This is a genomic window from Trujillonella endophytica, from assembly GCF_900110555.1.
Classification (GTDB): domain Bacteria; phylum Actinomycetota; class Actinomycetes; order Mycobacteriales; family Geodermatophilaceae; genus Trujillonella; species Trujillonella endophytica.
Genome location: NZ_FOEE01000001.1, coordinates 393,457 through 418,876, shown reverse-complemented (window position 1 = coordinate 418,876; position 25,420 = coordinate 393,457). Strand labels below are relative to the sequence as shown.

The following is a 25,420-nucleotide window of genomic DNA, read 5'->3' as shown; positions in this document are numbered from 1 at the left end:
CCGGGTGGTTCAGGGGGTCAGGACCAGGCGGCGGGGGGCACGGCCCGAGGCCTGCCGCTCCCAGGCGGCGGCGACGTCGGACAGCGGCAGGTGCTCGGCGTCGACGGCCAGGCGCCCCCGCGCCGCGTGCCCGAGCACCGCGTCGAGGGCCGCGCGGCGCTCCGCGGGCGTCAGCGAGACGTTGGTGTAGCCGAGGATCTCGGCCGACCGGCCGCGCAGCACCGCGGAGGAGAACTGCGCCGTGTCGCCCGACGCGCCGCCGAGGTTCACCAGCCGGCCGCCCGGCGCGAGCACCCACGCGGCGGCCGTCGCGGCGGTTCCACACACCGGGTCCACGACGACGTCCGCCCCGCCGCCGAGGGCGTCCCCGAACGCGGCGGCCAGGGCGTCGACGTCACCGGTCAGCGGGACGACGGCGTCGGCCCCGGCCCGCTCGGCCCGCTCGCGCGCCTCCGGCGAGCGGCACACGGCGACGACCCGGGCGGCGCCGAGCACCCGCGCGGCGCCGATGGCGACCTGCCCGACCGCTCCCCCGCCGCCGAGCACGAGCACCCGCTCCCCGGCGCGGAACCGGCCGCGGGCGGTGAGCGCCTGCCACGCCGCCACCGCGGACATGCCCAGCGCCGCCGCCGGGACGTCGCCGACGTCGGCGGTGATCGGCACGACCATCGCGTCGGGGGTGGCGCACCGCTGGGCCAGGCTCCCGTCCACCGGCGCGCGTCCGGCGGCGGTCTCGAAGAACACCCGGGTGCCGGGGGCGAGCGTCGCGGACTCCTCGACGACGCCGACGCCCTGGGTGCCGGGCACGTAGGGGCAGGCCGGCACGCCGAAGTACGACGTCCCCGAGGCGCACAGCAGGTCCAGCGGGACGATCGCCGCCGCCGACACGGCGATCAGCGTGCTGCCCGGCGCCGGGGCCGGGTCGGGGTGCTCGGCCCAGGCCGGCGTCGCGCCGGGGGCGGGGAGGACGGCGGCGTGCACGGGATCAGCCCCCCAGCGGGTCGGGGACGTAGGGGTCCGGCGCGACCGAGCGGTTGTTCCGGTCGACCGACAGGAAGACGTCGTTGGCGACCGGATGCCTCAACTCCTCGGCCAGCTGCCCGATCAGCCCCGCCGTCCGGGCGAGCAGGGCGAAGCCGCGGAGCAGTTCCAGCGGGAGCCCGAGGTCGGCGAGCGCCGCCCCGCAGACGCCGGCACCGTTCAGCGGCAGCGTCCGCCCGAGCACCTGGGGGTGCACGCGGCCGATCGCCGCGAACAGCGCCAGGTGCGGGCCGGCCACGCCCTCCTCGGCGGCGATCGCGAACAACCGCGGGGTGCGCGGATCGCCGTCCTTGTGCACGTGGTGCCCCAGCCCCGGCACGAACCGCCCGGCGGCACGCCGGGCGGTCACCGTCTCCAGCGCGAGGGCGTCCCAGCCGGCGTCGTCGGTGGGGAGGCCGTCGGCGGCGGCGAGGACGTCGTGCAGGAACCGGCCGCAGTCCTCGGTGACGCCGAGGAAGCGCGACCCGCCGCCGAGCAGCCCGGCGGCCAGCGCGCCCTGCACCGAGTCCGGGGCCGAGAGGTAGGTGAGCCGGGTGACGATGGCGGTCGGGGTGAACCCGTGGTCGGCCAGCGCGGCCAGCACCGCCTCGAAGACGCGGGTCTCGCCGGGCGTGGGGCGCCGCTGGGCGGCCAGCCAGAAGGCCAGCTCCCCGAAGCCGACGGAGCCCATGACGTCGCGGGCGAGATCGGACCCGAGCAGGGTGATCGTCTCGGGCGTGGAGGCGCCCAGCGCGGTGCGGTACTCCGGGGCGCTCACGACCGCTCCCCGAGCCAGCGGCGGATGTCGTCGCCGTGCTCGTCGACCCGGGGCGGGGGCAGCCGGTAGTCGACCGCCGTGTCGGAGAACCGGATCGGATTGCGGATCGACGGCACGGCGTCCGCCCCCTCCCCCACGACCACCACGGGCTCGAGACCGACCTCCTCGGCGAAGGCGACGCCCTGGTCGACGGTGTTGATCGGACCGCAGGGGACGCCCGCGCCGATGATGTCGCGGAACCACTCCATCTTCGTGCGGGTGCGCAGCCGCTCGACCAGCAGCGGGCGGAGTTCGTCGCGGTTGGCGGTGCGGTCCTCGTTGCGGCCGAACCGGGGGTCCCCGACCAGCTCGGGCAGCCCGAGCACCTCGCACAGCTTGCGGAACTGGCCGTCGTTGCCGGCCGTGATGATGAGGTCCCCGTCGGAGCACGGCAGCGGCTCGTAGGGGAACAGGCTGGGGTGGCTGTTGCCCATCCGGAACGGGACGACGCCGCCGGCGACGAACGCGCTGGTCTGGTTCACCAGCCCGGACATCGCCGAGGACAGCAGGTTGACCTCGACGTGCTGCCCCCGGCCGGTCTCGTGCCGCAGGTTCAGCGCCGAGAGGACGCCGATGGTGGCATGCAGGCCGGCCATCACGTCGAAGACGGCGACGCCGGCGCGGTAGGGGTCCCCGCCGGGGTCCCCGGTGAGGCTCATCAGGCCGGAGATCGCCTGCACGATCAGGTCGTACCCCGGCAGCGCCCGCCCGCCCGGCCCGCTGCCGAAGCCGCTGATCGACGCGTAGACGACGGCCGGGTTGGTCGCGGCGACCGCGTCGTAGTCCAGGCCGAAGCGGGCCAGGCCGCCGGGCTTGAAGTTCTCCACCACGACGTCGGCCCGGCGGGCGAGCTCCCGCGCCGCCTCGGCGTCCCCGGGGTCCTTCAGGTCCAGCGCCACCGACCGCTTGTTGCGGTTCACGCCGAGGTAGTAGGTGGAGACCTCCTCGCCCGCGACGTCGCGGACCGGTGGGGCCCAGGTCCGCGTGTCGTCGCCGCCGGGACCCTCGACCTTGATCACCTCGGCGCCCAGGTCGGCCAGCAGCATCGTGGCGTACGGGCCGGCGAGGATCCGGCTGAAGTCGGCCACCAGCAACCCGGAGAGCGGGCCGCGCGCGGCGCCGGACGGCGGTTCGGTGGTCATCGGCTGGTGGATCCCTCCGCGTCGTCGGCTCGTCATACGGACGACCGTCCGCCGAAGTCTCGGCGCGCCCTCGCGGGCCTGTCAACCGGACCGGGATCGGCCGGATTTCGCGTCTTGACAGGCCTGGAGGGGCCGCGCCAGGGTGGCCGGACCGGGGAGCCGTCCGTGCAGCGGACGGACGTCCGACAGCGTTGTCGTGCCCGTCTAGGAGGACACCATGAGCGATCCCAGCACCGAGGCCGGCCGGCCCGTCGTCCTGCGCGGCGGCACGGTCCTGACCATGGACGACGCGGGCACGGTCCTCCCCAACGCCGACGTGCTGGTCGCCGACGGCCGGATCGCCGCGATCGGCCCGGCGCTCGACGTCCCCGCGGGCACCCGGGAGGTCGACGCGGCCGGCGGCGTCGTGCTGCCCGGCATGATCGACACCCACCGGCACATGTGGCAGACCGCGATGCGCGGCTACGGCGCCGACTGGACGCTCACCCAGTACTTCGTCTGGTACTACCTCGAGCACGGCAAGAAGTTCCGCCCCCAGGACATCGCCGCGGGCAACCGGCTCGCCGCGCTCGAGTCGCTGGACGCCGGGGTGACGACGACGGTCGACTGGTCGCACAACCTGCAGAGCGTCGAGCACGCCGAGGCCGCCCTCGACGCGCTCCGCTCGGTGCCGGGGCGGTTCGTCCTGGCCTACGGCAACATCCAGGCCGGCCCGTGGGAGTGGACCGCCGACCCCGCCGTCCGCGCGTTCCTGGAGCGGCTGCGCGACGAGCGCGACGACATGATGGGCGTGCAACTGGCCTTCGACGTCACCGGCGACCCCGCGTTCCCGGAGCGCGCCGCCTTCGAGGTGGCGCGGGAGCTCGGCCTGCCGGTGACCACGCACGCCGGCGTCTGGGCGGCGACCAACGACACCGGCATCCGGCAGATGTACGACGGCGGGTTCATGACCCCGGAGACCACCTACGTGCACGCCGCCACGCTCACCGCCGACAGCTACCAGCGGATCGCGGGCACCGGCGGGTCGATCTCCGTGGCCACCGAGTCCGAGTGCAGCGCCGGCCAGGGGCACGCCCCGACCGAGCAGGTGCAGCGCTACGGCATCCCGGTGTCGCTGTCGATGGACACCAGCGTCTGGTGGAGCGGCGACATGTTCTCGGCGATGCGCGCGACGCTCAACACCGACCGCATGTCCGAGCACATGGAGGCGCACCTCACGGGCGAGACCATCACGCACCTGCGGCTGCGCGCCCGCGACGTCGTGGAGTGGTGCACCCGCGGCGGGGCGCACACGATCGGCCGCGCCGGCGACCTCGGCCGGCTCGAGGTGGGGCGCAGGGCCGACGTCGTCCTGCTGAAGAACGACCGGTCGCCGGCCTCCTTCCCGCTGCTCAACCCGTTCGGGCACGTGGCGTTCCAGGCGCAGCGGGCCGACGTGCACACCGTCCTGGTCGACGGGCGGATCGTGAAGTCCGACGGCGAGCTGGTCGGCGTCGATCTGGCCGCCGTCCGCCGGGAGATCGAGAACACGATCGACCACCTGCGCGGCGAGATCGGCGAGGAGGCCTGGCGGGCCGGGATGTTCCCGGAGGCGCCGGCCGCGGAGGCCGAGGTGCTGGAGAACCCCTACCAGTACTCCGACTTCAAGGACGAGTCCAAGCGGGCCGGCGGCGAGGACCGCGTCCTCGGACGATGACGACCGGAGGGGATCCGTCGGTGGAACGCCGCGGATCCCCTCCGCCGACGTGGAGGTGGAGATGGCGGGACGCGGTGCGGGGCCGGACTTCGTGGAGGCGCTGGCGCGCGGGCTGGACGTGCTGGCGTGCTTCGACGCCGGGCGCCGCGGGATGTCGCTGTCGGAGGTGGCGGCGGCGACCGGCCTCGCCCGGCCGACGGCGCGGCGGCTGCTGCTCACCCTCACCGAGCTCGGCTACGTCCGGTCCGGCCCGGGCGGGTTCGAGCCGACCCCGCACGTGCTCGACCTCGGCATGGCCTACATCGGGTCGCTGGGCCTGTGGGACGTCGCCCGCCCGCACCTGGAGGACCTCGTCGGGCGCACCGGGGAGTCCTCCTCGATGGCGCAGCTCGACGGGTCCGACATCGTCTACGTCGCCCGGGTGTCGGTGCCCAAGCTGATCGCGCTGCGCGTGGAGATCGGCACCCGCTTCCCCGCCGCGCAGACGTCGCAGGGGAAGGTGCTGCTGGCCGCGCTGCCGCCGGAGCAGCTCGACGGCGTGCTCGACCAGCCCAGCCGGGCCGGCCTGCCGACCTACATCGGCGCCACCCGGGAGGGGCTGCGCGAGGAGCTCGTCGGCGTGCGGGCCCGCGGCTGGGCGCTGGCCGACGAGGAGCTCGCGCCCGGCGTGCGGTCGGTCGCCGTCCCGGTGCGCGACGGCACGGGCGCGGTCCGCGCGGCGATGAACGTGACCGTGCACGCCGCGGAGACCTCCACCGAGCGGCTGCTCGACGAGCACCTGCCCCGCCTGCTGCGCGCGGCCGGTGAGGTCAGCGCCGACTGGGCGCGCTGGCAGTCGCGCCCGCACGTGGAGCTGCCCCGCCCCGCGGCCGGCGGCGCCGAGGCATAGGAAGCTCTCCCCTCGCCTCGGGGGTTGCGGACGTGCGGAAAGCCTCCTATGCCGCGGAGGTCAGCGTGGCGACGGCGGCGGCGAGGCGGGCGCGGGCGCCGGCCAGCGAGGGGCCGTACCAGGTGAGGTCGCGGCCGGAGACCAGCGCGACGGGCAGGCCGGGGAACGCCTCGGGCCCGTCGTCTGCGGTGAACCGGTAGGGCTCGTCGGGCAGCAGCACCGCGTCGGCGCCGCGGATCTGGTCGACGGTCACGTGCGGATAGCGCTCCTCCCCCGCCCCGAACGCGTTGACCAGGCCCAGCCGGTCCAGCACGTCACCGGCGAAGGTGCGCGGGCCGACGACCATCCACGGGTCCCGCCAGATCGGGACGGCGACCCGCGGACCGACCGCGGGCGGAGGCGTCGCCCAGGCCGCGGCCGCCTCGGTCAGCCACCCCGGCTCCGCCACCCCCAGCGCCTCGCCGAACAGCCGGCGCAGCGAGGTCAGCGCTTCCTCCACCGACTCGATCACCGTCACCCACACCGGGATGCCCGCGGCCCGCAGCCGGTCGACGTCCAGCCGCCGGTTCTCCTCCCGGTTGACGACGACGAGGTCCGGCGCGAGCGCGGCGATCGCGGCCCGGTCCGGGTTCTTCGTGCCGCGCACCCGGGCCACGTCGAGGCCGGCGGGGTGGGTGCACCAGTCGGTGGCGCCGACCAGCCGCTCGGGCACGGTGACCGCCAGCGCCTCGGTGAGCGACGGGACGAGGGAGACCACCCGCCGCGGCGGGCCGGCCAGGGGCACCGGCGTCCCGAGGTCGTCGGCGGGGGTCGGGCCGGTCATGGGCGGCCGTCAGTCGCCGAAGTCGCCCGCGGCGCGGCGCAGGTCGCGCAGGATGACGATCAGCTCGCGCATCCGGTCGTTGCTCAGGTCGGGAGCGGCGAAGACCTCGTTGATGCGCGCGGTCGCCTTCGCGGCCAGCTCCCGGCCGGCGTCGGTGATCTCGACCAGGACGCCGCGGCCGTCCTCCGGGTGCGGACGCCGGCGCACCAGCTCCGCGGCCTCCAGCCGGCTCGCCGCGTTGGTCACGCTCGCCGGGTGGACCTGGAGGCGGGCCCCCGCCTTGGCCATCGGCAGCGCGCCGGAGCGGGTGAACGACAGGAGCATGAGCAGCTCGTAGCGGGCGAAGGTGAGCTGCAGCGGGCGCAGCACCTCGTCGACGCGCGCCTGCACGATCGCCTGGGCGCGCATCAGCGACGTCACGGCCTCCATGCCGACGGCGGCGTCGCCCCAGCCGTGCTCGCGCCAGTGCCGGGTGGCTTCCGCGACGGGATCGAAGGGCAGGGACGGCGTGCTCACGACGCTCATCCTCCCGCAGCCGCTCCCGCGCCCCGCGGCGGCACCGGCTCGCACCCGCGCGGGCCGCATTGCGGGTCCTTCCCGAGCCTTGCGGGTCCTGCAGGACCCGCAAGGCTCGAGTTCGACCCGCAAAGGGGTCCCCACGGCGGCGGCACCGGCCCCCGCTCGTCACACGCTCCGGCGGTAGCGGCCCCCCACCTCGAAGAAGGCCTCGCTGATCTGCCCCAGCGAGCAGACCCGGACGGCGTCCATCAGCGCGTCGAAGACGTTGCCGCCGCCCATCGCCACCTCGCGCAGCCGGGCCAGCGCGGCGGGCGCCTGCGCGGCGTGCCGGGTGTGGAAGTCCTCCAGCCGGGTGAGCTGCGACTTCTTCTCGTCCTCGGTGGCGCGGGCCAGCTCCACCGGCCCGGGCGGTGCCGAGTCGCGCTGCGGGTCCAGGAACGTGTTGACGCCGATCAGCGGCAGCGACCCGTCGTGCTTGCGGTGCTCGTAGAGCATCGACTCGTCCTGGATCCGGCCTCGCTGGTAGCCGGTCTCCATCGCGCCCAGCACGCCGCCGCGCTCGGACAGCCGGTCGAACTCCTCCAGCACGGCGGCCTCGACGAGGTCGGTGAGCTCCTCGACGACGTAGGCGCCCTGCAGCGGGTTCTCGTTCGCCGCGAGGCCCCACTCCTGGTCGATGATCATCTGGATCGCCAGCGCGCGGCGGACCGAGTGCGCCGACGGCGTGGTCACCGCCTCGTCGTAGGCGTTGGTGTGCAGCGAGTTGGCGTTGTCGTAGATCGCGCACAGCGCCTGCAGCGTGGTGCGGATGTCGTTTAAGTCCATCTCCTGCGCGTGCAGCGACCGCCCCGACGTCTGCACGTGGTACTTCAGCTGCTGCGCGCGCGGGCCGGCGCCGTAGCGGTCCCGCATCGCGACGGCCCAGATCCGCCGGGCGACCCGGCCGATGACCGTGTACTCGGCGTCCATCCCGTTGGAGAAGAAGAAGCTCAGGTTGGGCGCGAAGTCGTCGATCGCCATGCCGCGGGCGAGGTAGGCCTCGACGTAGGTGAAGGCGTTGGCCAGCGTGAACGCGAGCTGGCTGACGGGGTTCGCCCCCGCCTCGGCGATGTGGTAGCCGGAGATCGACACCGAGTAGAAGTTGCGCACCGCGTGGGCGATGAACCACTGCTGGATGTCGGCCATGCAGCGCAGCGCGAACTCGGTCGAGAAGATGCAGGTGTTCTGGCCCTGGTCCTCCTTGAGGATGTCGGCCTGCACCGTGCCGCGGACCGTAGAGAGCACGAACGCGCGGATCTCCTCGGCCTCCGCCGCGTCGGGCCCGCGACCCTCCTCCGCGCGGAAGGCGGCCAGCCGCTGGTCGATCGCGGTGTTCAGGAACATCGCCAGGATCGCCGGCGCCGGGCCGTTGATCGTCATCGACACCGAGGTGCTCGGCGCGCACAGGTCGAACCCGTCGTAGAGCGCCTGCATGTCGTCGAGCGTGGCGATCGAGACGCCGGAGGTGCCGACCTTGCCGTAGACGTCGGGCCGCAGCTCCGGGTCGCGGCCGTAGAGCGTCACCGAGTCGAACGCGGTCGACAGCCGGGTGGCGGGCTGCCCCTCGCTGAGCAGCCGGAACCGGCGGTTGGTGCGGAACGGGTCGCCCTCGCCGGCGAACATCCGCGCCGGGGCCTCGCCCTCGCGCTTGACCGGGAACACGCCCGCGGTGAACGGGAACGCGCCCGGCAGGTTCTCCCGGCGCAGGAACCGCACCAGCTCGCCGTCGTCCGTGGTGCGCGGCAGGGCGACCCGGCGCACCTTCGTGCCCGACAGCGTCTCCCGGGTCAGCGGCACGGTGAGATCGCGGCCGCGGACGGTGTAGGTCAGCTCGTCGCCGGCGTACTGCTCGACCACCGAGGGCCAGCGCTCCAGTGCGTCGCGCACCTCCGGCAGCAGCTCGGTGGCCTCGGCGGCGGCCCGGGCGGCCGCGGCCGCCGGCTCCTGGTCCAGGCCGTCGAGCACCTCGGCGGCGGTCCCCAGGTGCTGGCGCCGCCGGGCCAGGGCGGCCTGCTCGTCGGTCGCCCGGTGGTACCCGCGGACGGTCTCGGTGATCTCGGCCAGGTAGCGCGCCCGGTTCGCCGGGACGACGCCGGCCAGCCCGCTCGAGGTCCGGACGTCGACCCGCGGCAGCGAGCCCTCGGATCCCGGCAGCCCGCGCTCACCCAGCAGCTCGCGCAGGTGCTGGTAGAGCGCGGTGACGCCGTCGTCGTTGAACCGGGCCGCGCTGGTGCCGAACACCGGCATCGACTCCCACGGCTGCCCGAAGGCCTCGCGGTTGCGCACCATCTGCCGAGCGACGTCGCGACGGGCGTCCTCGGCCCCGCGGCGCTCGAACTTGTTCACCGCGACGACATCGGCGAAGTCGAGCATGTCGATCTTCTCCAGCTGCGACGCGGCGCCGAACTCCGGCGTCATCACGTACAGCGAGACGTCGCTGAACGGCACGATCGCCGCGTCGCCCTGCCCGATCCCCGGCGTCTCCACGATCACCAGGTCGAACCCGGCGGCCGTCACCGCGGCCAGGACGTCGTCCAGGTGCTCGGGCACCTGCGCGCCCGCGGTCCGAGTGGCCAGCGAGCGGAAGAAGGTGCGGTCGCCCTCGACCGCCTCCTCCAGCGCGTTCATCCGGATCCGGTCGCCGAGCAGCGCGCCCCCGCCGCGGCGGCGGGTCGGGTCGATCGCCACGACGGCGACCCGCAGCCGGTCGCCGGAGTCCAGCCGCAGCCGGCGCAGCAACTCGTCGGTGAGCGAGGACTTGCCCGAGCCGCCGGTGCCGGTGATGCCCAGGACGGGCACGGTGCGGGAAGTCGCCGCCTCGGCCAGCCGCGCCGCGAGTTCCGGGGCGCGGCCGGCCTCCAGCACGGTGATGGCGCGGGCCAGGGCAGCCCGGTCGCCGCCCAGCACGGCCTCGGCGGACGGCGCGGTCGCCGCCAGGTCGACGTCGCAGGCGCGGATCAGCTCGTTGATCATCCCGGGCAGGCCGAGCCGGGCGCCGTCCTCGGGCGAGAAGACCCGCACGCCGCGGTCGCGCAGCAGCGCGATCTCCTCGGGGACGATCACGCCGCCGCCGCCGCCGAACACCTGCACGTGCCCGGCGCCGGCCGCGGTCAGCCGCTCCCGCAGGTAGGAGAAGTACTCGACGTGCCCGCCCTGGTAGGAGGAGATCGCGACCCCTTGCACGTCCTCCTCCAGCGCCGCGCGGACGACGGCGTCCACCCCGCGGTCGTGGCCCAGGTGCACCACCTCCGCGCCCTGGCTCTGCAGCAGCCGGCGCATCACGTTGATCGCGGCGTCGTGCCCGTCGAAGAGGCTGGCCGCGGTGACGAACCGGACCGGGTGGACGGGCACGTGCAGCGGCGGCCGGGCGGGGGTCGGCTCAGCGGTCACGGCGGGCTCCAGGGGCGAGGTACGTGGACGTCCACAGACCGTACCGCAGATACTTTGACGTCCACGAACTGCCCGTCGGACTCGCGCGGGTGCGGAGACCGCGCTCGAGCGACTCCGCTCAGGCGTTGCGGACGGCGGCCGCGGCCTCCAGGCCCAGCTCGCGCACCGAGACCTCGCGCATCTCGACCTTGCGGACCTTTCCGGTGACCGTCATCGGGAACGCGTCCACGACCTTCACGTACCGCGGCACCTTGAAGTGGGCGAGCCGGCCGGCGCAGAACTCGCGCAGCGCCTCGGCGGTCAGCGGCTCGGCACCCTCGCGCAGCCGGACCCAGGCCATGAGCTCCTCGCCGAAGCGCTCGTCGGGCACGCCGATCACCTGCGCGTCGACGACGTCGGGGTGGGTGTAGAGGAACTCCTCGACCTCCCGCGGGTAGACGTTCTCCCCGCCGCGGATCACCAGGTCCTTGATCCGGCCGACGATGTTCACGTAGCCCTCGGCGTCCATCACCGCGAGGTCGCCGGTGTGCATCCAGCGGGCGGAGTCGATCGTCTTCGCAGTGGCTTCGGCATCCCCCCAGTAGCCCCGCATCACGGAGTAGCCGCGCGTGCACAGCTCCCCCGGGGCGCCGCGCGGCACGGTCAGACCGGTCGCCGGGTCCACGACCTTGATCTCCAGGTGCGGGTGGACCCGGCCGACGGTCGAGGTGCGCCGGTCCAGGTCGTCGTCGGCCCCGGTCTGGGTGGACACCGGCGAGGTCTCGGTCATGCCGTAGCAGATGGTCACCTCGGTCATCCCCATCTCGGCGACCACCCGCTTCATGACCTCCACCGGGCACGGGGAGCCGGCCATGATCCCGGTCCGCAGCGAGGACAGGTCGTAGTCGGCGAGGTCGGGCAGCGCGAGCTCGGCGATGAACATCGTGGGGACGCCGTAGAGGGAGGTGCAGCGCTCCTCCTGGACCGCGCGCAGCGTCGCCACCGGATCGAACCCGGGCGCCGGGATCACCATCGTCGCGCCGTGGCTGGTGGCCGCCAGGTTGCCCATCCCCATGCCGAAGCAGTGGTAGTAGGGCACCGGGATGCAGATCCGGTCGGCCTCGGTGTACCCGCAGCCCTCGCCGACGAAGAAGCCGTTGTTGAGCAGGTTGTGGTGGGTGAGCGTCGCGCCCTTGGGGAAGCCGGTGGTGCCCGACGTGTACTGGATGTTCACCGGGTCGTCCGGGGACAGCTGCGCCGCCCGCTCGGCCAGCAGCCCGTGGTCGGCGGCGCGGCCGCCGGCGACGAGGCGCTCCCACTCCGGGTCGCCGAGGAACACCACCTCGCGCAGGTCCGGGCACTCGCCGCGGACCTCGCCGACCATCCCCCGGTAGTCGCTGCTCCGGAACTCCGGCGCGCTGACCAGGATCGAGATCCCCGACTGCCGGAGCACGTAGCGCAACTCGTGCGTGCGGTAGGCGGGGTTGACGTTCACCAGGATCGCCCCGAGCTTCGCGGTCGCGTACTGCACGAACGCCCACTCGGCGCAGTTGGGCGCCCAGATGCCGACCCGGTCTCCGGCGGCCACCCCGAGGGCGTCCAGCCCCAGGGCCACGGCGTCCACCTCGGCCGCGAACTCGGTGTAGCTGAACCGCCGGCCGGTCGCGCACTCCACCAGCGCCTCCCGGCCCCCGACGCGGGCCACGGTGCGGTCCAGGTCCGCGCCGATGGTGTCGCCGAGCAGCGGCACGGACGAGGTCCCGCTGGCGTAGGAGGGCACGGGCGGCGGGGACGGGGTCACGACGGGCCTCCGATCGGCGACGGTGGGACGGCGTCCCCACCCTCCCGCCGTCCCGGCGGGCGCACCACCTCCGGTCGGGGGGAGCGTTCCGCGCGCGAGGTGCTCCGGGAAGGACGGCGGGGCGACGGCGGTTGTCGTCAGCAACGAACGCCGACGAGAGGTCCCCGCACCGTGTCCCAGCAGTCCCTGCCGCTGTCCGTCCTCGACCTCGCCCCGATCGCCCCCGGGCAGACCGCCGGGGAGAGCATCGCGGCCAGCGTCGCCCTCGCCCGGACGGCGGAGGAGCACGGGTACCGGCGGGTCTGGTACGCCGAGCACCACAACATGCCGACCATCGCCTCCTCGGCGACCAGCGTGCTGATCAGCCACGTCGGCGCGCACACCTCGACGATCCGGCTCGGCGCCGGTGGCGTGATGCTGCCCAACCACTCCCCGCTCACCATCGCCGAGCAGTTCGGCACGCTCGAGGCGATGTACCCCGGGCGGATCGACCTCGGCCTCGGGCGGGCCCCGGGCAGCGACCAGAACACGATGTACGCGCTGCGCCGGGACGGGAACTCCGCCGACCGCTTCCCCCAGGACGTGCTGGAGCTGCAGGCCTACCTCGCCGGCGAGACCCGCGTGCCCGGCGTGGACGCCGTCCCCGGCAGGGGTTCGCACGTGCCCCTCTACATCCTCGGCTCGTCGATGTTCGGCGCCACCCTGGCGGCCGCGCTCGGGCTGCCGTACGCGTTCGCCTCGCACTTCGCGCCGCAGCTGCTGGAGCCGGCGGTCGCCGCCTACCGGGCCGAGTTCCGCCCCTCGGCGCAGCTGGCGGAGCCGTACGTGATCGCCGGGGTGAACGTGGTCGCCGCCGACACGACCGACGCCGCCCGCGCCGACCTCGAGCAGGTCCGCCGGCGGCTGGCGGTCGGCCTCTTCGGCCGGGGCCGCGACCTGTCCGGCCACGGGTCCGAGGAGGAGGTGGCCGACCTGCTCCTCGCCGGCGGCGCCGCCGTCCACGTCGACGGGATGCTCACCCACACCGCCGCCGGCACGCCCGCCGAGGTCCGCGACCAGCTCATCGCCTTCCGGCAGCGGGCCGACGCCGACGAGCTGATCGTCGCCTTCCAGTCCCCCGATCCCCAGCGGCGGCTGCGCTCGGTCCAGCTCACCGCGGAGGCCGTCGCGACGATCGCGGCGTGAGCCGTCCCGCACGGCCGGCCCGGGGCGTCGGCACGGGGCCGGCCGGGGCGCCCGGCAGGATGACCGGGTGAGCGTCGAGACCGTCCTCCTGCTGGTCCTCGGCGCCGTCGGGGTCACCGTCGTCGTCCACTGGGTGGCCGAGCGGACCGGGCTGCCGGCCGCGGCGCTGCTCACCCTGCTCGGGATCGCCTACGCGTTCTTGCCCGGGCCGAACGTCGAGCTCGACCCGCACCTGGTGCTCACCCTGGTGCTGCCGCCGCTGCTGTACAGCGCGGCGCTGGACTCCTCGCTGCTGGCGATCCGCAAGAACATCCGGACGGTCGTCAGCCTCTCGGTGCTGCTGGTGTTCGCCACCGCCCTGCTGATCGGGATCGGGTTCAGCCTGTTCGTGGCCGGCGCGACGCTCGCCGCCGGCATCGCGCTGGGCGCCGCCGTCGCCCCGCCGGACCCGGTGGCCGCGCTCGCCGTGGGCCGCAAGGTCGGGCTGCCGCCGCGACTGCTCACCCTCATCCAGGGCGAGGGGCTGCTCAACGACGCGACCGCGCTGACGATCCTCACCGTGGCCGTGGCCGCCGCCCAGGGCGAGGGGTTCTCCACGTCCGCCGCGGTCGGGCAGTTCGTGCTGTCCGCGGCCGGGGGGATCGCCGCCGGCCTGGTCGTCGCCTACGCCGTCCGCCCGCTGCGCCGGCTGCGGCGGGACCCGCTGTCGTCGAACGCGGTCTCGGTCGCCACGCCGTTCGTCGCCTACCTGCTCGCCGAGTCGGTGCACGTGTCCGGCGTGCTCGCCGTCGTCGTCGCCGGGCTGGTCATCGGGCACAACGCGCCGTACTGGCAGAACGGGGAGACCCGGCTGCAGACCCGCGCGTTCTGGCGGCTGATCGACTACCTGCTCGAGGGCATCGTGTTCCTGCTGATCGGCCTGCAGCTGCCCGAGGTGATCGAGAACCTGGGGAAGTACGAGGTCTCCACGATCGTGATCGCCGTGTCGATCACCATCGGGGTGATGCTGCTGCTGCGCCCGCTGTGGCTGCTGCTGACCGAGTCGATGCCCGCCTGGATGCACTCCCGGCTGGGCGGCCACGTCGCCGAGGACGACGCCCCGGACCTCGACGGCCCGCCCGCCCGGCTCGCCCGGCACCTGGAGGACCGCCTCTCCGGCCGCGAGATCACCGTGCTCAGCTGGGCCGGCACCCGCGGGGTGATCAGCCTGGCCGCGATCTTCACGCTGCCGCTGACCACCGACGCCGGCGCACCCTTCCCCGACCGCGACCTGCTGCTGTTCTGCGCCTTCGTCGGCGTGCTGGTCACGCTGGTCGGCCAGGGGCTCACGTTCGCCCCGCTGGTGCGCCGGCTCGGCGTCCGCGCGGACGCCGCCGACGAGGCCCGGCTGCGCAACCAGGCCCGCGCCGCCGCCGTCCGCGCCGGGCTCGCCCGCCTCGAGGCGCTCGACGACGAGCAGCACACCCACCTCGAGGACGAGGCGATCGACGGCCTGCGGGCCGCACTGCGCGGCCGGCTGGAGCGCTACGACCGGCGCCTGTCGATGCTGCAGTTCGCCGAGGGCGGGGAGGTGCCGACGTCGCCGGAGTACGAGGCGGCCCTGCGGGTGCGGCGGGCCGTCCTGGAGGCCGAGCGGCAGGAGCTGCTGCGCTGGCGCGACGCCGGCCGGCTGCCCGACGCGAGCCTGCGCATCCTGCAGCGGGAGCTGGACCACCAGGAGGGCCAGCTCCCCACCCGCGGAGGCTGAGCCGCCCGCCCGACCCGCCACCGTGCCGCCCTCCCCCGCTCCCCCCGCTACCCCCGCTCCCCCGCTACCCCGGCTACCCGGGCTACCCGGGGATCAGGTGACCTGATCGTGGCGCTACCTCCCTCACCGCCCACCGTGAGGGAGGACGCGCTGCGGTGCGGGAGGACGCCGATCCTGCCGACCTCAGCCCGCGGCGAGGACCTCGTCGAGGCGCTCGTAACCCTGGACGACGCCGACCTCCATGCCACTGGCGACGAACGCGTCGCGGCCCTCGAACGAGTCGACGAGCGAGGTGCAGGTCAGCCGGCAGCGCCCGCCGGGCAGCTCCTCGAACGCCATCCGCTCCAGCGCGACCGCGTCGGGCATGCCCTCGAAGGTGAAGGTCTGCACGATCAGCTCGCCCGGCCGCACGTCGTGGAAGCAGCCGCGGAAGGCGTACTCCTCGCCGTCCTCGGACTGCACGTAGCGGTAGGAGCCGCCCGTGCGGCAGTCCCAGCCGTCCACCCGCGTCTCCAGCCCGCGGGGGCCGAGCCACCGGACCAGCAGGTCGGGCTCGGTGTGCGCCCGGAAGACCGCGGCGGGAGTCGCGTCGAACTCGCGGGTGATCCGGACCAGGGGGACGTCGGGGTCGGAGACGATCCGGGTCTCGCGCGTGCTGGTGGTCATGGCCGGTTTCCTCCTGCGGATGGGGTGGGGTCGTCGTCCGGCAGGGATGCCAGGACGTCGTCGAGGCGGCGGTACCGCTCCTCCGCGGCACGCCGGTAGCGCTCGAGCCATGCCGTCATCAGGTCGAACACCTCCGCCTCGAGGTGCACCGGCCGGCGCTGCGCCGACCGGCTGCGGGTCACCAGCCCCGCGTCCGCCAGCACGCGCACGTGCTTGGAGACCGCCTGCAGGCTGATGTCGTAGGGCGCCGCCAGCTCGTTGACCGTCGCGTCGGCGAGCGTCAGTCGCGCCACCATGTCCCGGCGGGTCGGGTCGGCGAGGGCCGCGAACACCCGGGACAGCGCATCCGCCGCCATGTCGACCTCCGTGCTCAACCAACCGGTTGAGTACGACGGTAGGACCGCTCCCCAGCCGTTGTCAACCGATCGGTTGCAGACGGCGATGCCTTCCGGCGGCGGCCCCGCGGGTCGACGATGGTCCATGGGCACGGGACTGCTCCCCCGCAGCACCGCCGACCACGTCGGCCTCGCCGACGCGGTCACGGCGCACACCTACGCCCCGCTGCCCGTCGTGGTCGCCGAGGCCGAGGGCGCGTGGGTCACCGACGTCGAGGGCCGCCGCTACCTGGACTGCCTGGCCGGCTACTCGGCGCTGAACTTCGGCCACCGGCACCCGACCCTCCTCGCGGCCGCGCGGGAGCAGCTCGCGCGGGTCACCCTCACCAGCCGCGCGTTCGGCAACGACCGGCTCGGCCCGTTCTGCCGGGACCTGGCCGCGCTCGCCGGCATGGACGCCGTGGTGCCCATGAACACCGGCGCCGAGGCCGTGGAGACGGCGATCAAGGTCGCCCGCCGCTGGGGGTACCGGGTGCGGGGCGTGCCCGACGGCCGGGCCCGGATCGTCGTGGCCGAGGGCAACTTCCACGGGCGGACGACGACGATCGTCGGGTTCTCCACCGACCCCGTCGCCCGCGACGGCTTCGGCCCGTTCACCCCCGGCTTCGACGTCGTCCCGTTCGGCGACGCCGCGGCGCTGCGGGCCGCGCTGACCCCGGACACGGTCGCGGTGCTGATCGAGCCGGTGCAGGGCGAGGCGGGCGTCGTGGTGCCGCCGCCGGGCTACCTGGCCGCGGTCCGGGAGGCCTGCACCGCCGCCGGCGTCCTGCTCGTGGCCGACGAGATCCAGTCCGGCCTCGGGCGCACCGGCACGACGTTCGCGTGCGAGCTCGAGGGCGTCGTCCCGGACGTCTACGTGCTGGGCAAGGCGCTGGGCGGCGGCATCCTGCCGGTCTCGGCGGTGGTGGCCCGCGCCGACGTGCTCGACGTGCTGACCCCGGGCAGCCACGGCTCGACGTTCGGCGGCAATCCCCTGGGCGCCGCGGTCGGGCACGCCGTCGTCCGGCTGCTGGAGACCGGCGAGTACCAGGCCCGGGCGCGCCGGCTGGGCGAGCGGCTCGCCGCCCGGCTGCAGCCCCTGGTCGGGCGCGGGCTGCGGGCGGTGCGCACCCGCGGGCTGTGGGCCGGCGTGGACCTGGACCCCGCGCTCATGAGCGGCCGGGCCGCCTGCGAGCGGCTGGCCGCCCGCGGGGTGCTCACCAAGGAGACCCACGGCGCGACCCTCCGGCTGGCCCCGCCGCTGGTGATCGAGGACGACGACCTGGACTGGGCGGTCGACCAGCTGGCCGCCGTCCTCGCCGGGGCCTGACGCGGCTGCGGGTCCGGTGCGGCCCGCGCCCGCTCACATCCAGGGCGGCAGCTCCGGCAGCGGACCGTCCGAGCGCAGCCCCTCGCCCGCCGACCGCCCCAGGACCCAGCCGGCCACCGCCGGTACCGACCCGGACACCGCCACGCCGCCCGCTCCCCACTCCCGGTTCCCGGCGAACAGGGTGACCCCGGGGTCGGTGCCCGCGCGCTCCCACCCGGCGAAGACCCGATCGACGATCGCGACCAGGACCTCGGCGGGCACGTCGTCGAAGCCGACGCCCGCGTCCAGGTCGACCGCGTGCACCCACGCCTCCTGAGCGCGCATCCAGATGACGTCGCCGGCCTCGATGGCGCGGCCCTGTCGGGTGCGCACCTGCGCCGACCACGCCTCCTCCGGCATCGCGGCGACGGCGTCGGCGAGCCGCCGGGTCGCCGCCAGCACCTCGGCGTCCAGCGCGGCCGGGCTCAGCGCCGCCCGACGGTCGATGTCGGCGTCCCGGGCCTCCTGCGAGGCGTACATCGGCGTCTCCACGCCGGTGCGGGCCCAGGTGAGCAGGTTGACCAGCGCGTCGGCGTTGCCGGCCAGGTGGCCCAGCAGGTGCGCCCGGTCCCAGCCGGGCAGGCGCGAGGGACCGGCGTAGTCGGCCTCGACCAGCCTGCCCAGCGCCGTGGCCACCGCCTGCTCCCCCGTCGTCCACCACTCCCGCGGCACCGCGAACGTCGTCATGCCCGAGATCGTGGCAGCCCCCGGGGCCCGGGGACTATGCCCCGCCGGCCAGCACGGCCGGGCGCCAGCCGCGCAGCGAGTTGACCAGCGCGAGCTCCTCGGCGGCGCGCAGGTCCGCGGGCCGCAGCGCCCGCTCGGCCAGCACCCCCGCGGCCACCAGCCGGCCGCGCTCGACGCCGGGCAGGCACCCGTTCCCCAGCGGGGGCGTCCACCAGCGGCCGCCGAGCCGGACGGCGAGGTTGGCCGTGCAGGCCTCGGTCACCTCGCCGCGCTCGTTGACCAGGACCACCTCGTCGGCAGCGGGATGGCGGTCCCGGCGCTCGGTGTAGGGACGACGGCGGGTGGTCTTGTGGTGCGGCCACCACTCGCGGGAGTCGATCGGGTCGTCGTCGACGGCCAGCCGGAGGGGGCGGGCGTCGGCCTCCGGCGCCGGGGCCACGTCCACCGCCAGCGCGCCGTCCCGCCGGCACAGCAGCCGGACGCGGAGGTCGCCGTCGCCGGTCAGCCCGAGCAGCGCCGACCGCGCGGCCGCCTCGTCGAACCGGAAGCCGACGTACGCCGCTGACGCCGCCAGGCGCGCCAGGTGCGCGTCCAGCGAGCGGATCCCCCGACCGGACTGCCACCGCATCGTCTCGAGCAGGGCGAACTCCTCGGGCCGGGCGTCGAGCACCCGCGCCTTCGCCAGCAGCTCGGCGTACTCCGCCGCCGGCTCCGAGCCCCAGGTGATGCCGCCCCCGGCGCCGTAGACGGCCGTGCCGGTCGACCGGTCGACCACCGCCGTGCGGATCGCGACGCTGAAGCGGGCCCGGAACGGCGCGCCGGGCGGGGCGACGACGCCGATCGCGCCGCAGTAGACGCCGCGCGGGCCGTCCTCGAGGTCGCGGATCAGCTCCATCGACCGCAGCTTCGGCGCGCCGGTGACCGAGCCGCTGGGGAACAGTGCCCGGAAGACGTCGGTCAGGCCGGTGCCGGGCAGCACGTCGGCGGTGACCCGCGAGGTCAGCTGGTGGACCGTCTCGAAACGCTCGGCCTCGCACAGCGCGGTCACGGTGACGCTGCCGGTGCGCGCGACGCGGGCCAGGTCGTTGCGCACGAGGTCGACGATCATGACGTTCTCGGCCCGGTCCTTCCCGCTGGCCCGCAGCCGGGCGACCGCCGCGTCGTCCTCCGCGGCCGTGCGGCCCCGCGCGGCCGTGCCCTTCATCGGCGCCATCGTCACCCGGTCGCCGACCCAGTCGAGGAACAGCTCGGGGCTGGCGCTGCAGACGGCGAAGCGGCCCAGGTCGATCAGCGCGTTGTGGGCGCCGCGCTGCCCGAGCGCCATGTCGGCGTACAGGTCCCCCACGTCGCCGGTCATCGGCGCGGACAGCCGGGTCGTGAGGTTGCACTGGTAGGTGTCCCCCGCCGCGATCCGCTCCCGGACCGCCGCCACGGCGGCCGCGTGCCGGACCTCGTCCCAGTCGCACACCCACGGTCCCGCCGCGGGGCCGCGCGCCGCGGCCGGGGCCACGACGTCGACCGGGACCGGCCCGCGCGAGACGCCGAACCAGGCCAGCGGCAACCCCTCGACGGGCTCGTGCACGGCCAGGTCCGGGTCCAGGCCGGCGGCGGCCTCGTAGGCGACGAACCCGAAGGCCCACCGGCCGGCGGCGGCGACCCGGTCGACCTCGTCGAGCACGACCGCGACCTCGTCGGGGGTGACGGCGACCAGTTCGGCCTCGACGCCGTCGAACGCCATCGCCGAGCCGGCCCGGAGGTCGTCGAACCGCGCCCGGGGACGGGTCCCGGCGGTCGGCGGGGCCGCAGCGGTGGCCATGGCGCGGTCAGCCCTCCTCGGGGCCGCGGGCCTCCCGGACGACCATCTCCTGCGCGATGCTGGCCAGGGCGGCGCCGGAGCGGTCGAACAGCGTGCCGGTGTACCACCCGCGGGCCGCGGCGACCGTCGTCCCCACGTTGTCCATGAGCACCCAGTCGTCCATCCGCACCGGCCGGTGGAACCAGACCGCGTGGTCGAGGCTGGCCATGGCGCGCACCCGCGGGCCCATCAGGTGCGCCAGGCCGCTGAACAGGTCGGACACGTACACGAGCACCGCCGCCTGGTGCACCGCGTCCCCGTCGGTGCAGCCCGCCGCGCGCAGCCAGGTGCGCATCGGGTGCGTGCGCTCGGCGCTGGGCTCGGGGTCGCGGACGGAGACGCCGGGCAGGATCGACGGCAGTGCCTGCGACTCCTCCGGCGAGCGGGTCGCCGGCATCGCGACGGACTGCCGGTCCGGCCCCTCCTCCGGGCGGCAGAACGACGCCGACATCCGGAAGATCACCCGCCCCTCCTGCCGGGCGACCACCGTCCGCGCGGAGTAGGAGTGCCCGTCGCGGTCGCGCTCGACGTCGAAGGTCACCGGCTGCCGCGCGTCGCCGCGGCGCAGGAAGTAGCCGTGCAGCGAGTGCGGGAGGCGCTCGGGGACGACGGTGCGGGCGGCGGCGACCAGCGCCTGCGCCGCGACCTGCCCGCCGTAGAGCCCGTTGTGCCGGCCGGGTGCGACCGCCTCGGCGAGCCAGCGGTCCGGCGTCAGCTCGCGCAGCGTCATGAGGTCGGTCAGCAGCGCCGCCCCCTCGGCACCCTCGATGGCGGTCACCGCGACGCCCGGCTCTCGGCCAGCACGCCGGCGTCGAGCAGGCGCGCCACCTCGTCGGCGTCGATGCCCCAGGCGGTCAGGGCCGCACGGGTGTCCTGGCCGGGCCGGCGGGGGCCGCCGCGCACCGCGCCCGGCGTCCGGGAGAACCGCGGCGCGGTGCCGGGCTGGGCGACGCCGTCGATCTCCACGTAACTCCCCCGCGCGGCCAGGTGCGGATCGCGGGGGGCCTCGGCCAGCCCGAGCACCGGGGTCACGCAGGCGTCGGTGCCGGCGAAGTGCGCCGTCCACTCGTCGCGGGTGCGGGTGGCGAAGACCGCGGCGAGCGCCGCGCGGTGCTCCGGCCACCGGGCGACGTCGTTCTGGGCGCCGTCGAGCCGGCCGGTCAGGCCGAGGCCCTCCAGGAGGCGGGCGTGGAACTGCGGCTCGATCGCGCCGACGGCCACGTGCCCACCGTCGGCGCACGCGTAGGTCGTGTAGAACGGCGCGCCACCGTCGAGCAGGTTCGCCTCGCGGCGGTCGGACCAGGCCCCAGCGGCGAACATGCCCTGGATCATCGTGATCAGCGAGCTGGCGCCGTCGACCATCGCCGCGTCGACCACCTGGCCCCGCCCGCTGGTGGCGCGCTCCAGCAGGGCGGCGAGCACGCCGACGACGAGGAACAGCGAGCCCCCGCCGAAGTCCGCGCCCATGTTGAGCGGCGGCACGGGGCGGTCGGCCGGGCCGATGGCGTGCAGCGCGCCGGTCAGCCCGAGGTAGTTGATGTCGTGCCCGGCCTCGGCCGCGCGCGGACCGCTCTGGCCCCAGCCGGTCATGCGGGCGTAGACCAGGCGCGGGTTGCGGGCCAGGGCGTCGTCGGGGCCCAGCCCGAGCCGCTCGGTGACGCCGGGGCGCAGCCCCTCGACCAGGACGTCGGCGCCGGCCAGCAGGCGCAGCACCAGGTCGCGGCCCTCGGGGCGCTTGAGGTCCACCGCGGCGCAGGGGCGGCTGCGGTGCAGCAGCTCGGCGTCGGCCGGGAGCAGGGCGGTGCCGCCGCCCGGCCGGTCGATCCGCAGCACGTCGGCCCCGAGCTCGGCCAGCAGCATGCCGGCGTAGGGACCGGGGCCGAGCCCGGAGAGCTCGACGACGCGGACGCCCCGCAGCGGGCCGGCGGCCGGCCGGAGCTCGGGGCGGGGGTCGTTCGGGGCGGGGTCCACGGCTGGTCACCGTAACGAGGCACCGCACTGCCGGACTGGGGGCGGCACCTCGGCAGCGCCTCCCGGAGCGCCACCGCACCCTCTACTGTCCCCGCCATGCCCCGGAGCCTGCGCGCCGTCGACCTGGACTTCACCACCACCGCCAAGCACCGCGTCACCGTCACCGAGGTGCTCCCCGCGTCGCCCGACGCGGTGTTCGCGGCGCTGGCCGAGGACCCCGCGGGCTGGGCCGCCTGGTTCCCCGGCTTCACCGACGGCGGCCGCTACCTCACCCCCGGCCCGCACGGGGTCGGCTCGCAGCGCGAGGTGTTCGCCCGCGGCTCCCGGTTCCTGGAGACGATCCTCGCCTGGGAGCCCGGCCGGCGGTGGGCGTTCCGGGTCGACGAGGCCGGCCTGCCCGCGGTGCGCGCGCTGGCCGAGAACTTCACCCTCACGCCCGAGGGCGCCGGCACGCGGGTCGACTACACGATGGCCCAGGAGACCAGCCCCGGGTTCGCCGGCGGGCTGATCATCCGCGTCGCGGGCGGCCAGCTGCGCAAGGCGCTGCGCAACCTCGGCGCCCACCTGGCCGCGACCGAGCCGGCCTGACCCGGGCGGACCGGACGGGCGGGGTCAGCCGCCCGTGGCCTCGCCGGCGTCGGACCCGGCGGCGTCCACCGCGGCCCGCCGGCCGGTGACCAGGGCGCCGCTGGCCTCCCCGAACGTCGCCGTCGTGAAGCCCAGGCCGGTGAGCAGCCCGGCGAGGGTGCGGTTCATCGTCTCCTGCAGCCACCGCTCGGTCTCCGGCGGCCGCGGGGCCTCGCGGGTCGTGCGCAGGTGCTGGCTCCACGCGACGACGACGCCGTCGTGCACCTCGCTCGGGGTCAGGCACACCCCGCCCCGGGCGCGGGTCGCCGTGCGGCCGCTGCAGTCGTGCAGCGGCAGGCCGATCTCGACCAGCGACGCGCCGAGCTGGCAGAGCAGCCCCACCAGCGGCGAGGCGTCGTCGACCAGCGGGTCCCACTCCTCGCCGACCCGCTCCAGCTCACCGGAGAGGTCGGCCAGCCACGCCCGGTCCTCCGGGGAGGGACGCCGGGCGACCCGGCCGCTCTCGCGCCGCGTGCCGTAGGCCGGCGTTCCGCCGACGCCGCCGGCGGTGCCGAGCGGCCCCGTGGCCCACACGGCCTCGCCCTGGTCGGCGTACGGCCCCGACAGCACGACGTCGCCGTCGTCGACCAGCCACCACGCCGGTCCCGTCGCCGCCTGTTGCGCGGTCCCGCAGTCCGGCCCCGACCCCTGCACCCCGCACCCCCGCTCCGTGCCGTCTGCTCCGGCCGTGGTCGACCCGACTCGGTCCGACGATGGGATATCGGCCCGCGGGCCCGCGCCTCCACTCCCACTTCTGCCAGCGATCCCCGGGAACGGGGTCAAGGGTTGCCCGTGTAGATGGCGGGCCACCGAATCAGGCGCGCACCGGGTGCCGCGACCGCCCGCCGACCAGCGCGCGGTAGCAGTCCAGGTGGGCCCGCGCGGCGGCGTCCCAGGTGTGCGCGGCGGCCAGGGCCCGGCCGGTCTCGACACGCCGCGCGTCCGGCGTGCCGGCCGCGAGCAGGCCGGCGGCCAGGGACGCCGGGCCGGTCGCGAACCCGACGGCGCCGTCGAACACCTCGCGGAGCACCGGCAGGTCCCGCGCCACCACAGGCACGCCCGCGGCGAGCGCCTCCATCGCGGCCAGGCCGAAGCCCTCCTTGGTCGACGGGAAGGCCAGGACGTCGGCGGCGGCGACCAGCGCCGGCAGCTCGTCGTGCGGCACCGGCCCGAGGACCAGCGGGAACACCTCCAGGTCCTCGGCCCGGGCGTCGACCGCCGCCCGGTAGGCGCGGTAGTCGAACAGCGTCTCGCCCCCGGCGATCACGAGCGTCAGGTCGGGCCGCACCAGCTGGACGGTGGCCATGGCCTCGACCAGGTCCAGGGTCCCCTTGCGCGGCTCGATGCCCCCGACGGCCAGCACGTAGCGACCGAGCCGGGCCCGCCACCGCCCGCGCCCGGCGCTGCCCTCGGGCCCGGCCGCGGCGGCGAACCGATCGGCGTCCACCCCGTTCGGGATCACCGTGGCCTCGCGCCCCCAGCCGGCCCGCACCTCGGCGGCCACCGCCGCCGAGACGCAGAACAGCGCCCGCGGCCCGACGATCGCCCGCTCGTGGCAGGCGGCCAGCTCGGCGGTGGTGAACGTGTCGAGGTGGTGCACGGTGCGCACGCAGTCGGGCACGGCGTTGGCGCTGATGCAGTCCTGGGCGTGGACGACGTCGTAGCTCTCCCCCGCCACCGCGAACGCGAGGCCGAGTTCCTCGATCGACCGCGCGATGCGCGCGCCGACGTCCTCCCCCGGGCGATCGGCGAACGGCACCAGCCGCACCCGGACGGCGGGGTCGACCGGCCGGAAGAAGCCCTCGTCCCCGCCGCGGCCCAGCGACCAGACGGTCACCTCCGCGCCCGCCCGGGCGAGGGCCTCGGCCAGGGCGAGGGTGTGCACGACCCCGCCGCGGGGCTTCGTCGAGTACGTCAGCAGCGCGACCTTCACGGGGAGCTCCTCAGGGGGGACGTCGAGGCGGGCAGGTAGGCCTCCGGGCGGCGCTCGGCCAGGTGCGACAGGACGAGCCGGGCGCGGCTGACCTCGGCCGCGACGTCGAGCGAGGCGAGGGCGAGGCCGGCCTTGGCCCAGGTCCGGGCGAGCACGTCGCCGCCGGGGCCGACGACCTTGGCCTGGCCGAGGAAGCGCAGCCGGCCCATGGCGCCGGTCTGGTTGGCCGACACCCACACGACCTGGTTCTCGGCGGCCCGGGCGCAGTCGTAGAGGTCGAACAGGCGCGACTGCCGGTCCTGGACCAGCCGCGGCGCGCGGTGGGTCAGGCTGGCGGGCCAGGCCGACAGGCACGCCACGACGTGCGCGCCGTCCCCGGCCAGCGCGCGGGCGGCCTCGGGGAACGTCTTGTCGTAGTCGATGAGCATGCCGATCCGGCCGAGCGGGGTGTCGAAGGCGGCGAACCGGTCGCCGGCCCGGTAGGCCGTGGACTCGCCCACCGGCTGGTGCACCTTGCGGTGCCGCCCCAGGACGCCGTCGCCGGTGAGGCAGACCGCGGAGTTGTGGTGCGCCCCGTCGGCGGCCTCCCGGTAGCCCAGGCAGACCACCATGTCGCCGGCCACGGCCGCGACCCGCGCGATCTCCGGGGAGTCCTCGGCCAGCGCCGGCGGCAGGCCCGTGGCGTCCCGGCCGCCGAGGTCGCCCAGGTAGCCGCCGAGGGTCGCGTCGGGGAACACCAGCAGCTCGACGCCCTGGGACCGCGCCGCCGCGACGATGGTGTCGATCTTGGCCAGGCACTGGTCGAGGTCCCGGCCGAAGTGCGCCGCCACCGCCGCGACCCTCATCGCGCCCCCGCCCATGCATAGGAGGCTTTCCCCTCGTCGCCGGCCG

The 25,420-nt window shown here is 75.6% G+C and carries 22 protein-coding genes; 6 read left to right on the top strand and 16 right to left on the bottom strand.

Features of this window, described 5'->3' with window-relative positions:
• Positions 1–9: 9 nt before the first annotated feature.
• The 3 genes from BMY88_RS02040 to BMY88_RS02030 are packed head-to-tail and all read right to left on the bottom strand — an operon-like array spanning position 10 to position 2,979.
• On the bottom strand, positions 10–981 hold the full coding sequence (locus BMY88_RS02040) for a quinone oxidoreductase family protein (RefSeq protein WP_091939574.1): 972 nt from the start codon (positions 979–981) through the stop codon (positions 10–12).
• Positions 982–985: 4 nt separating this feature from the next.
• Complete coding sequence (locus BMY88_RS02035; RefSeq protein WP_091939572.1) at positions 986–1,798, bottom strand: citryl-CoA lyase; 813 nt, start codon at positions 1,796–1,798, stop codon at positions 986–988.
• Positions 1,795–2,979, bottom strand: a complete 1,185-nt coding sequence (locus BMY88_RS02030) for a CaiB/BaiF CoA transferase family protein (RefSeq protein WP_091939570.1) — start codon at positions 2,977–2,979, stop codon at positions 1,795–1,797. The genes BMY88_RS02035 and BMY88_RS02030 overlap by 4 nt, the downstream gene beginning before the upstream one ends.
• Positions 2,980–3,196: 217 nt before the next feature.
• Between BMY88_RS02030 and BMY88_RS02025 the strand changes: the two genes are divergently transcribed.
• The gene (locus BMY88_RS02025; protein ID WP_091939567.1) at positions 3,197–4,675 is read left to right on the top strand and encodes an amidohydrolase family protein; all 1,479 of its coding nucleotides are present in this window, start codon (positions 3,197–3,199) and stop codon (positions 4,673–4,675) included.
• Positions 4,676–4,736: 61 nt separating this feature from the next.
• Complete coding sequence (locus tag BMY88_RS02020; protein WP_091939988.1) at positions 4,737–5,564, top strand: IclR family transcriptional regulator domain-containing protein; 828 nt, start codon at positions 4,737–4,739, stop codon at positions 5,562–5,564.
• Positions 5,565–5,610: 46 nt separating this feature from the next.
• Here the strand turns inward: BMY88_RS02020 and BMY88_RS02015 are convergent, their stop codons facing one another.
• The 4 genes from BMY88_RS02015 to BMY88_RS02000 form a co-directional block, all read right to left on the bottom strand.
• Entirely contained in the window at positions 5,611–6,387 is a 777-nt protein-coding gene (locus BMY88_RS02015; RefSeq protein ID WP_091939565.1) for a helical backbone metal receptor, read from the bottom strand.
• A 9-nt stretch (positions 6,388–6,396) separates the two neighbouring features.
• A complete protein-coding gene (locus BMY88_RS02010; RefSeq protein WP_170860911.1) occupies positions 6,397–6,903 on the bottom strand; it encodes a MarR family winged helix-turn-helix transcriptional regulator in 507 nt (168 codons plus the stop codon).
• Between the two features lie 168 nt (positions 6,904–7,071).
• Positions 7,072–10,335, bottom strand: coding sequence for a fused isobutyryl-CoA mutase/GTPase IcmF (gene icmF / locus BMY88_RS02005; protein WP_091939560.1), 3,264 nt, complete (start codon positions 10,333–10,335; stop codon positions 7,072–7,074).
• A gap of 118 nt (positions 10,336–10,453) precedes the next feature.
• On the bottom strand, positions 10,454–12,115 hold the full coding sequence (locus BMY88_RS02000) for an AMP-binding protein (RefSeq protein WP_091939558.1): 1,662 nt from the start codon (positions 12,113–12,115) through the stop codon (positions 10,454–10,456).
• 171 nt (positions 12,116–12,286) lie between these two features.
• Here BMY88_RS02000 and BMY88_RS01995 point away from each other — a divergent pair, with 171 nt between their 5' ends.
• Together BMY88_RS01995 and BMY88_RS01990 are read left to right on the top strand one after the other, a co-directional pair.
• A complete protein-coding gene (locus BMY88_RS01995) occupies positions 12,287–13,300 on the top strand; it encodes an LLM class flavin-dependent oxidoreductase (protein WP_091939556.1) in 1,014 nt (337 codons plus the stop codon).
• Between the two features lie 67 nt (positions 13,301–13,367).
• Complete coding sequence (locus tag BMY88_RS01990; protein ID WP_091939553.1) at positions 13,368–15,047, top strand: Na+/H+ antiporter; 1,680 nt, start codon at positions 13,368–13,370, stop codon at positions 15,045–15,047.
• A gap of 183 nt (positions 15,048–15,230) precedes the next feature.
• Here BMY88_RS01990 and BMY88_RS01985 read toward each other — a convergent pair whose 3' ends face one another.
• Complete coding sequence (locus BMY88_RS01985) at positions 15,231–15,713, bottom strand: SRPBCC family protein (protein ID WP_091939551.1); 483 nt, start codon at positions 15,711–15,713, stop codon at positions 15,231–15,233.
• Positions 15,710–16,069, bottom strand: coding sequence for an ArsR/SmtB family transcription factor (locus BMY88_RS01980; protein ID WP_091939549.1), 360 nt, complete (start codon positions 16,067–16,069; stop codon positions 15,710–15,712). The genes BMY88_RS01985 and BMY88_RS01980 overlap by 4 nt, the downstream gene beginning before the upstream one ends.
• 124 nt (positions 16,070–16,193) lie before the next feature.
• Here BMY88_RS01980 and rocD point away from each other — a divergent pair, with 124 nt between their 5' ends.
• Positions 16,194–17,417, top strand: a complete 1,224-nt coding sequence (gene rocD, locus BMY88_RS01975; protein WP_211435423.1) for an ornithine--oxo-acid transaminase — start codon at positions 16,194–16,196, stop codon at positions 17,415–17,417.
• Positions 17,418–17,450: 33 nt separating this feature from the next.
• On the opposite strand, the gene BMY88_RS01970 is transcribed toward rocD, so the two are convergent.
• The 4 genes from BMY88_RS01970 to BMY88_RS01955 are packed head-to-tail and all read right to left on the bottom strand — an operon-like array spanning position 17,451 to position 21,969.
• Complete coding sequence (locus BMY88_RS01970) at positions 17,451–18,143, bottom strand: maleylpyruvate isomerase family mycothiol-dependent enzyme (protein WP_091939545.1); 693 nt, start codon at positions 18,141–18,143, stop codon at positions 17,451–17,453.
• 34 nt (positions 18,144–18,177) lie between these two features.
• Positions 18,178–19,959, bottom strand: a complete 1,782-nt coding sequence (locus BMY88_RS01965; protein ID WP_091939543.1) for a chorismate-binding protein — start codon at positions 19,957–19,959, stop codon at positions 18,178–18,180.
• Positions 19,960–19,966: 7 nt separating this feature from the next.
• Positions 19,967–20,776, bottom strand: a complete 810-nt coding sequence (locus BMY88_RS01960; protein WP_211435422.1) for an acyl-CoA thioesterase — start codon at positions 20,774–20,776, stop codon at positions 19,967–19,969.
• Positions 20,773–21,969: a CaiB/BaiF CoA transferase family protein gene (locus BMY88_RS01955; protein WP_091939540.1), complete on the bottom strand. Its 1,197-nt coding sequence runs from the start codon at positions 21,967–21,969 to the stop codon at positions 20,773–20,775. Before BMY88_RS01955 ends, BMY88_RS01960 begins: the two co-directional genes overlap by 4 nt.
• 96 nt (positions 21,970–22,065) lie before the next feature.
• On the opposite strand from BMY88_RS01955, the gene BMY88_RS01950 reads away from it, so the two are divergent.
• The gene (locus tag BMY88_RS01950) at positions 22,066–22,557 is read left to right on the top strand and encodes an SRPBCC family protein (protein WP_091939538.1); all 492 of its coding nucleotides are present in this window, start codon (positions 22,066–22,068) and stop codon (positions 22,555–22,557) included.
• Between the two features lie 24 nt (positions 22,558–22,581).
• Here the strand turns inward: BMY88_RS01950 and BMY88_RS01945 are convergent, their stop codons facing one another.
• The 3 genes from BMY88_RS01945 to BMY88_RS01935 all read right to left on the bottom strand — a co-directional run bounded on the left by BMY88_RS01945 (position 22,582) and on the right by BMY88_RS01935 (position 25,374).
• Positions 22,582–23,250 (bottom strand): hypothetical protein, encoded by a 669-nt coding sequence (locus BMY88_RS01945; RefSeq protein ID WP_091939536.1) that lies wholly within the window; start codon positions 23,248–23,250, stop codon positions 22,582–22,584.
• A 160-nt stretch (positions 23,251–23,410) separates the two neighbouring features.
• Positions 23,411–24,529, bottom strand: coding sequence for an MSMEG_0565 family glycosyltransferase (locus BMY88_RS01940; protein WP_091939534.1), 1,119 nt, complete (start codon positions 24,527–24,529; stop codon positions 23,411–23,413).
• Positions 24,526–25,374, bottom strand: coding sequence for a carbon-nitrogen hydrolase family protein (locus BMY88_RS01935; protein ID WP_091939532.1), 849 nt, complete (start codon positions 25,372–25,374; stop codon positions 24,526–24,528). The genes BMY88_RS01940 and BMY88_RS01935 overlap by 4 nt, the downstream gene beginning before the upstream one ends.
• Between the last annotated feature and the right edge of the window lie 46 nt (positions 25,375–25,420).

Excerpts from the sequence above, each read along its gene's own strand:
- BMY88_RS02030 (WP_091939570.1), bottom strand. The coding sequence starts at position 2,979 with ATGACCACCGAACCGCCGTCCGGCGCCGCGCGCGGCCCGCTCTCCGGG.
- BMY88_RS02025 (WP_091939567.1), top strand. The coding sequence starts at position 3,197 with ATGAGCGATCCCAGCACCGAGGCCGGCCGGCCCGTCGTCCTGCGCGGC.
- BMY88_RS02020 (WP_091939988.1), top strand. The coding sequence starts at position 4,737 with ATGGCGGGACGCGGTGCGGGGCCGGACTTCGTGGAGGCGCTGGCGCGC.
- BMY88_RS02015 (WP_091939565.1), bottom strand. The coding sequence starts at position 6,387 with ATGACCGGCCCGACCCCCGCCGACGACCTCGGGACGCCGGTGCCCCTG.
- BMY88_RS01985 (WP_091939551.1), bottom strand. The coding sequence starts at position 15,713 with ATGACCACCAGCACGCGCGAGACCCGGATCGTCTCCGACCCCGACGTC.
- BMY88_RS01980 (WP_091939549.1), bottom strand. The coding sequence starts at position 16,069 with ATGGCGGCGGATGCGCTGTCCCGGGTGTTCGCGGCCCTCGCCGACCCG.
- rocD (WP_211435423.1), top strand. The coding sequence starts at position 16,194 with ATGGGCACGGGACTGCTCCCCCGCAGCACCGCCGACCACGTCGGCCTC.
- BMY88_RS01970 (WP_091939545.1), bottom strand. The coding sequence starts at position 18,143 with ATGACGACGTTCGCGGTGCCGCGGGAGTGGTGGACGACGGGGGAGCAG.
- BMY88_RS01965 (WP_091939543.1), bottom strand. The coding sequence starts at position 19,959 with ATGGCCACCGCTGCGGCCCCGCCGACCGCCGGGACCCGTCCCCGGGCG.
- BMY88_RS01950 (WP_091939538.1), top strand. The coding sequence starts at position 22,066 with ATGCCCCGGAGCCTGCGCGCCGTCGACCTGGACTTCACCACCACCGCC.
- BMY88_RS01935 (WP_091939532.1), bottom strand. The coding sequence starts at position 25,374 with ATGAGGGTCGCGGCGGTGGCGGCGCACTTCGGCCGGGACCTCGACCAG.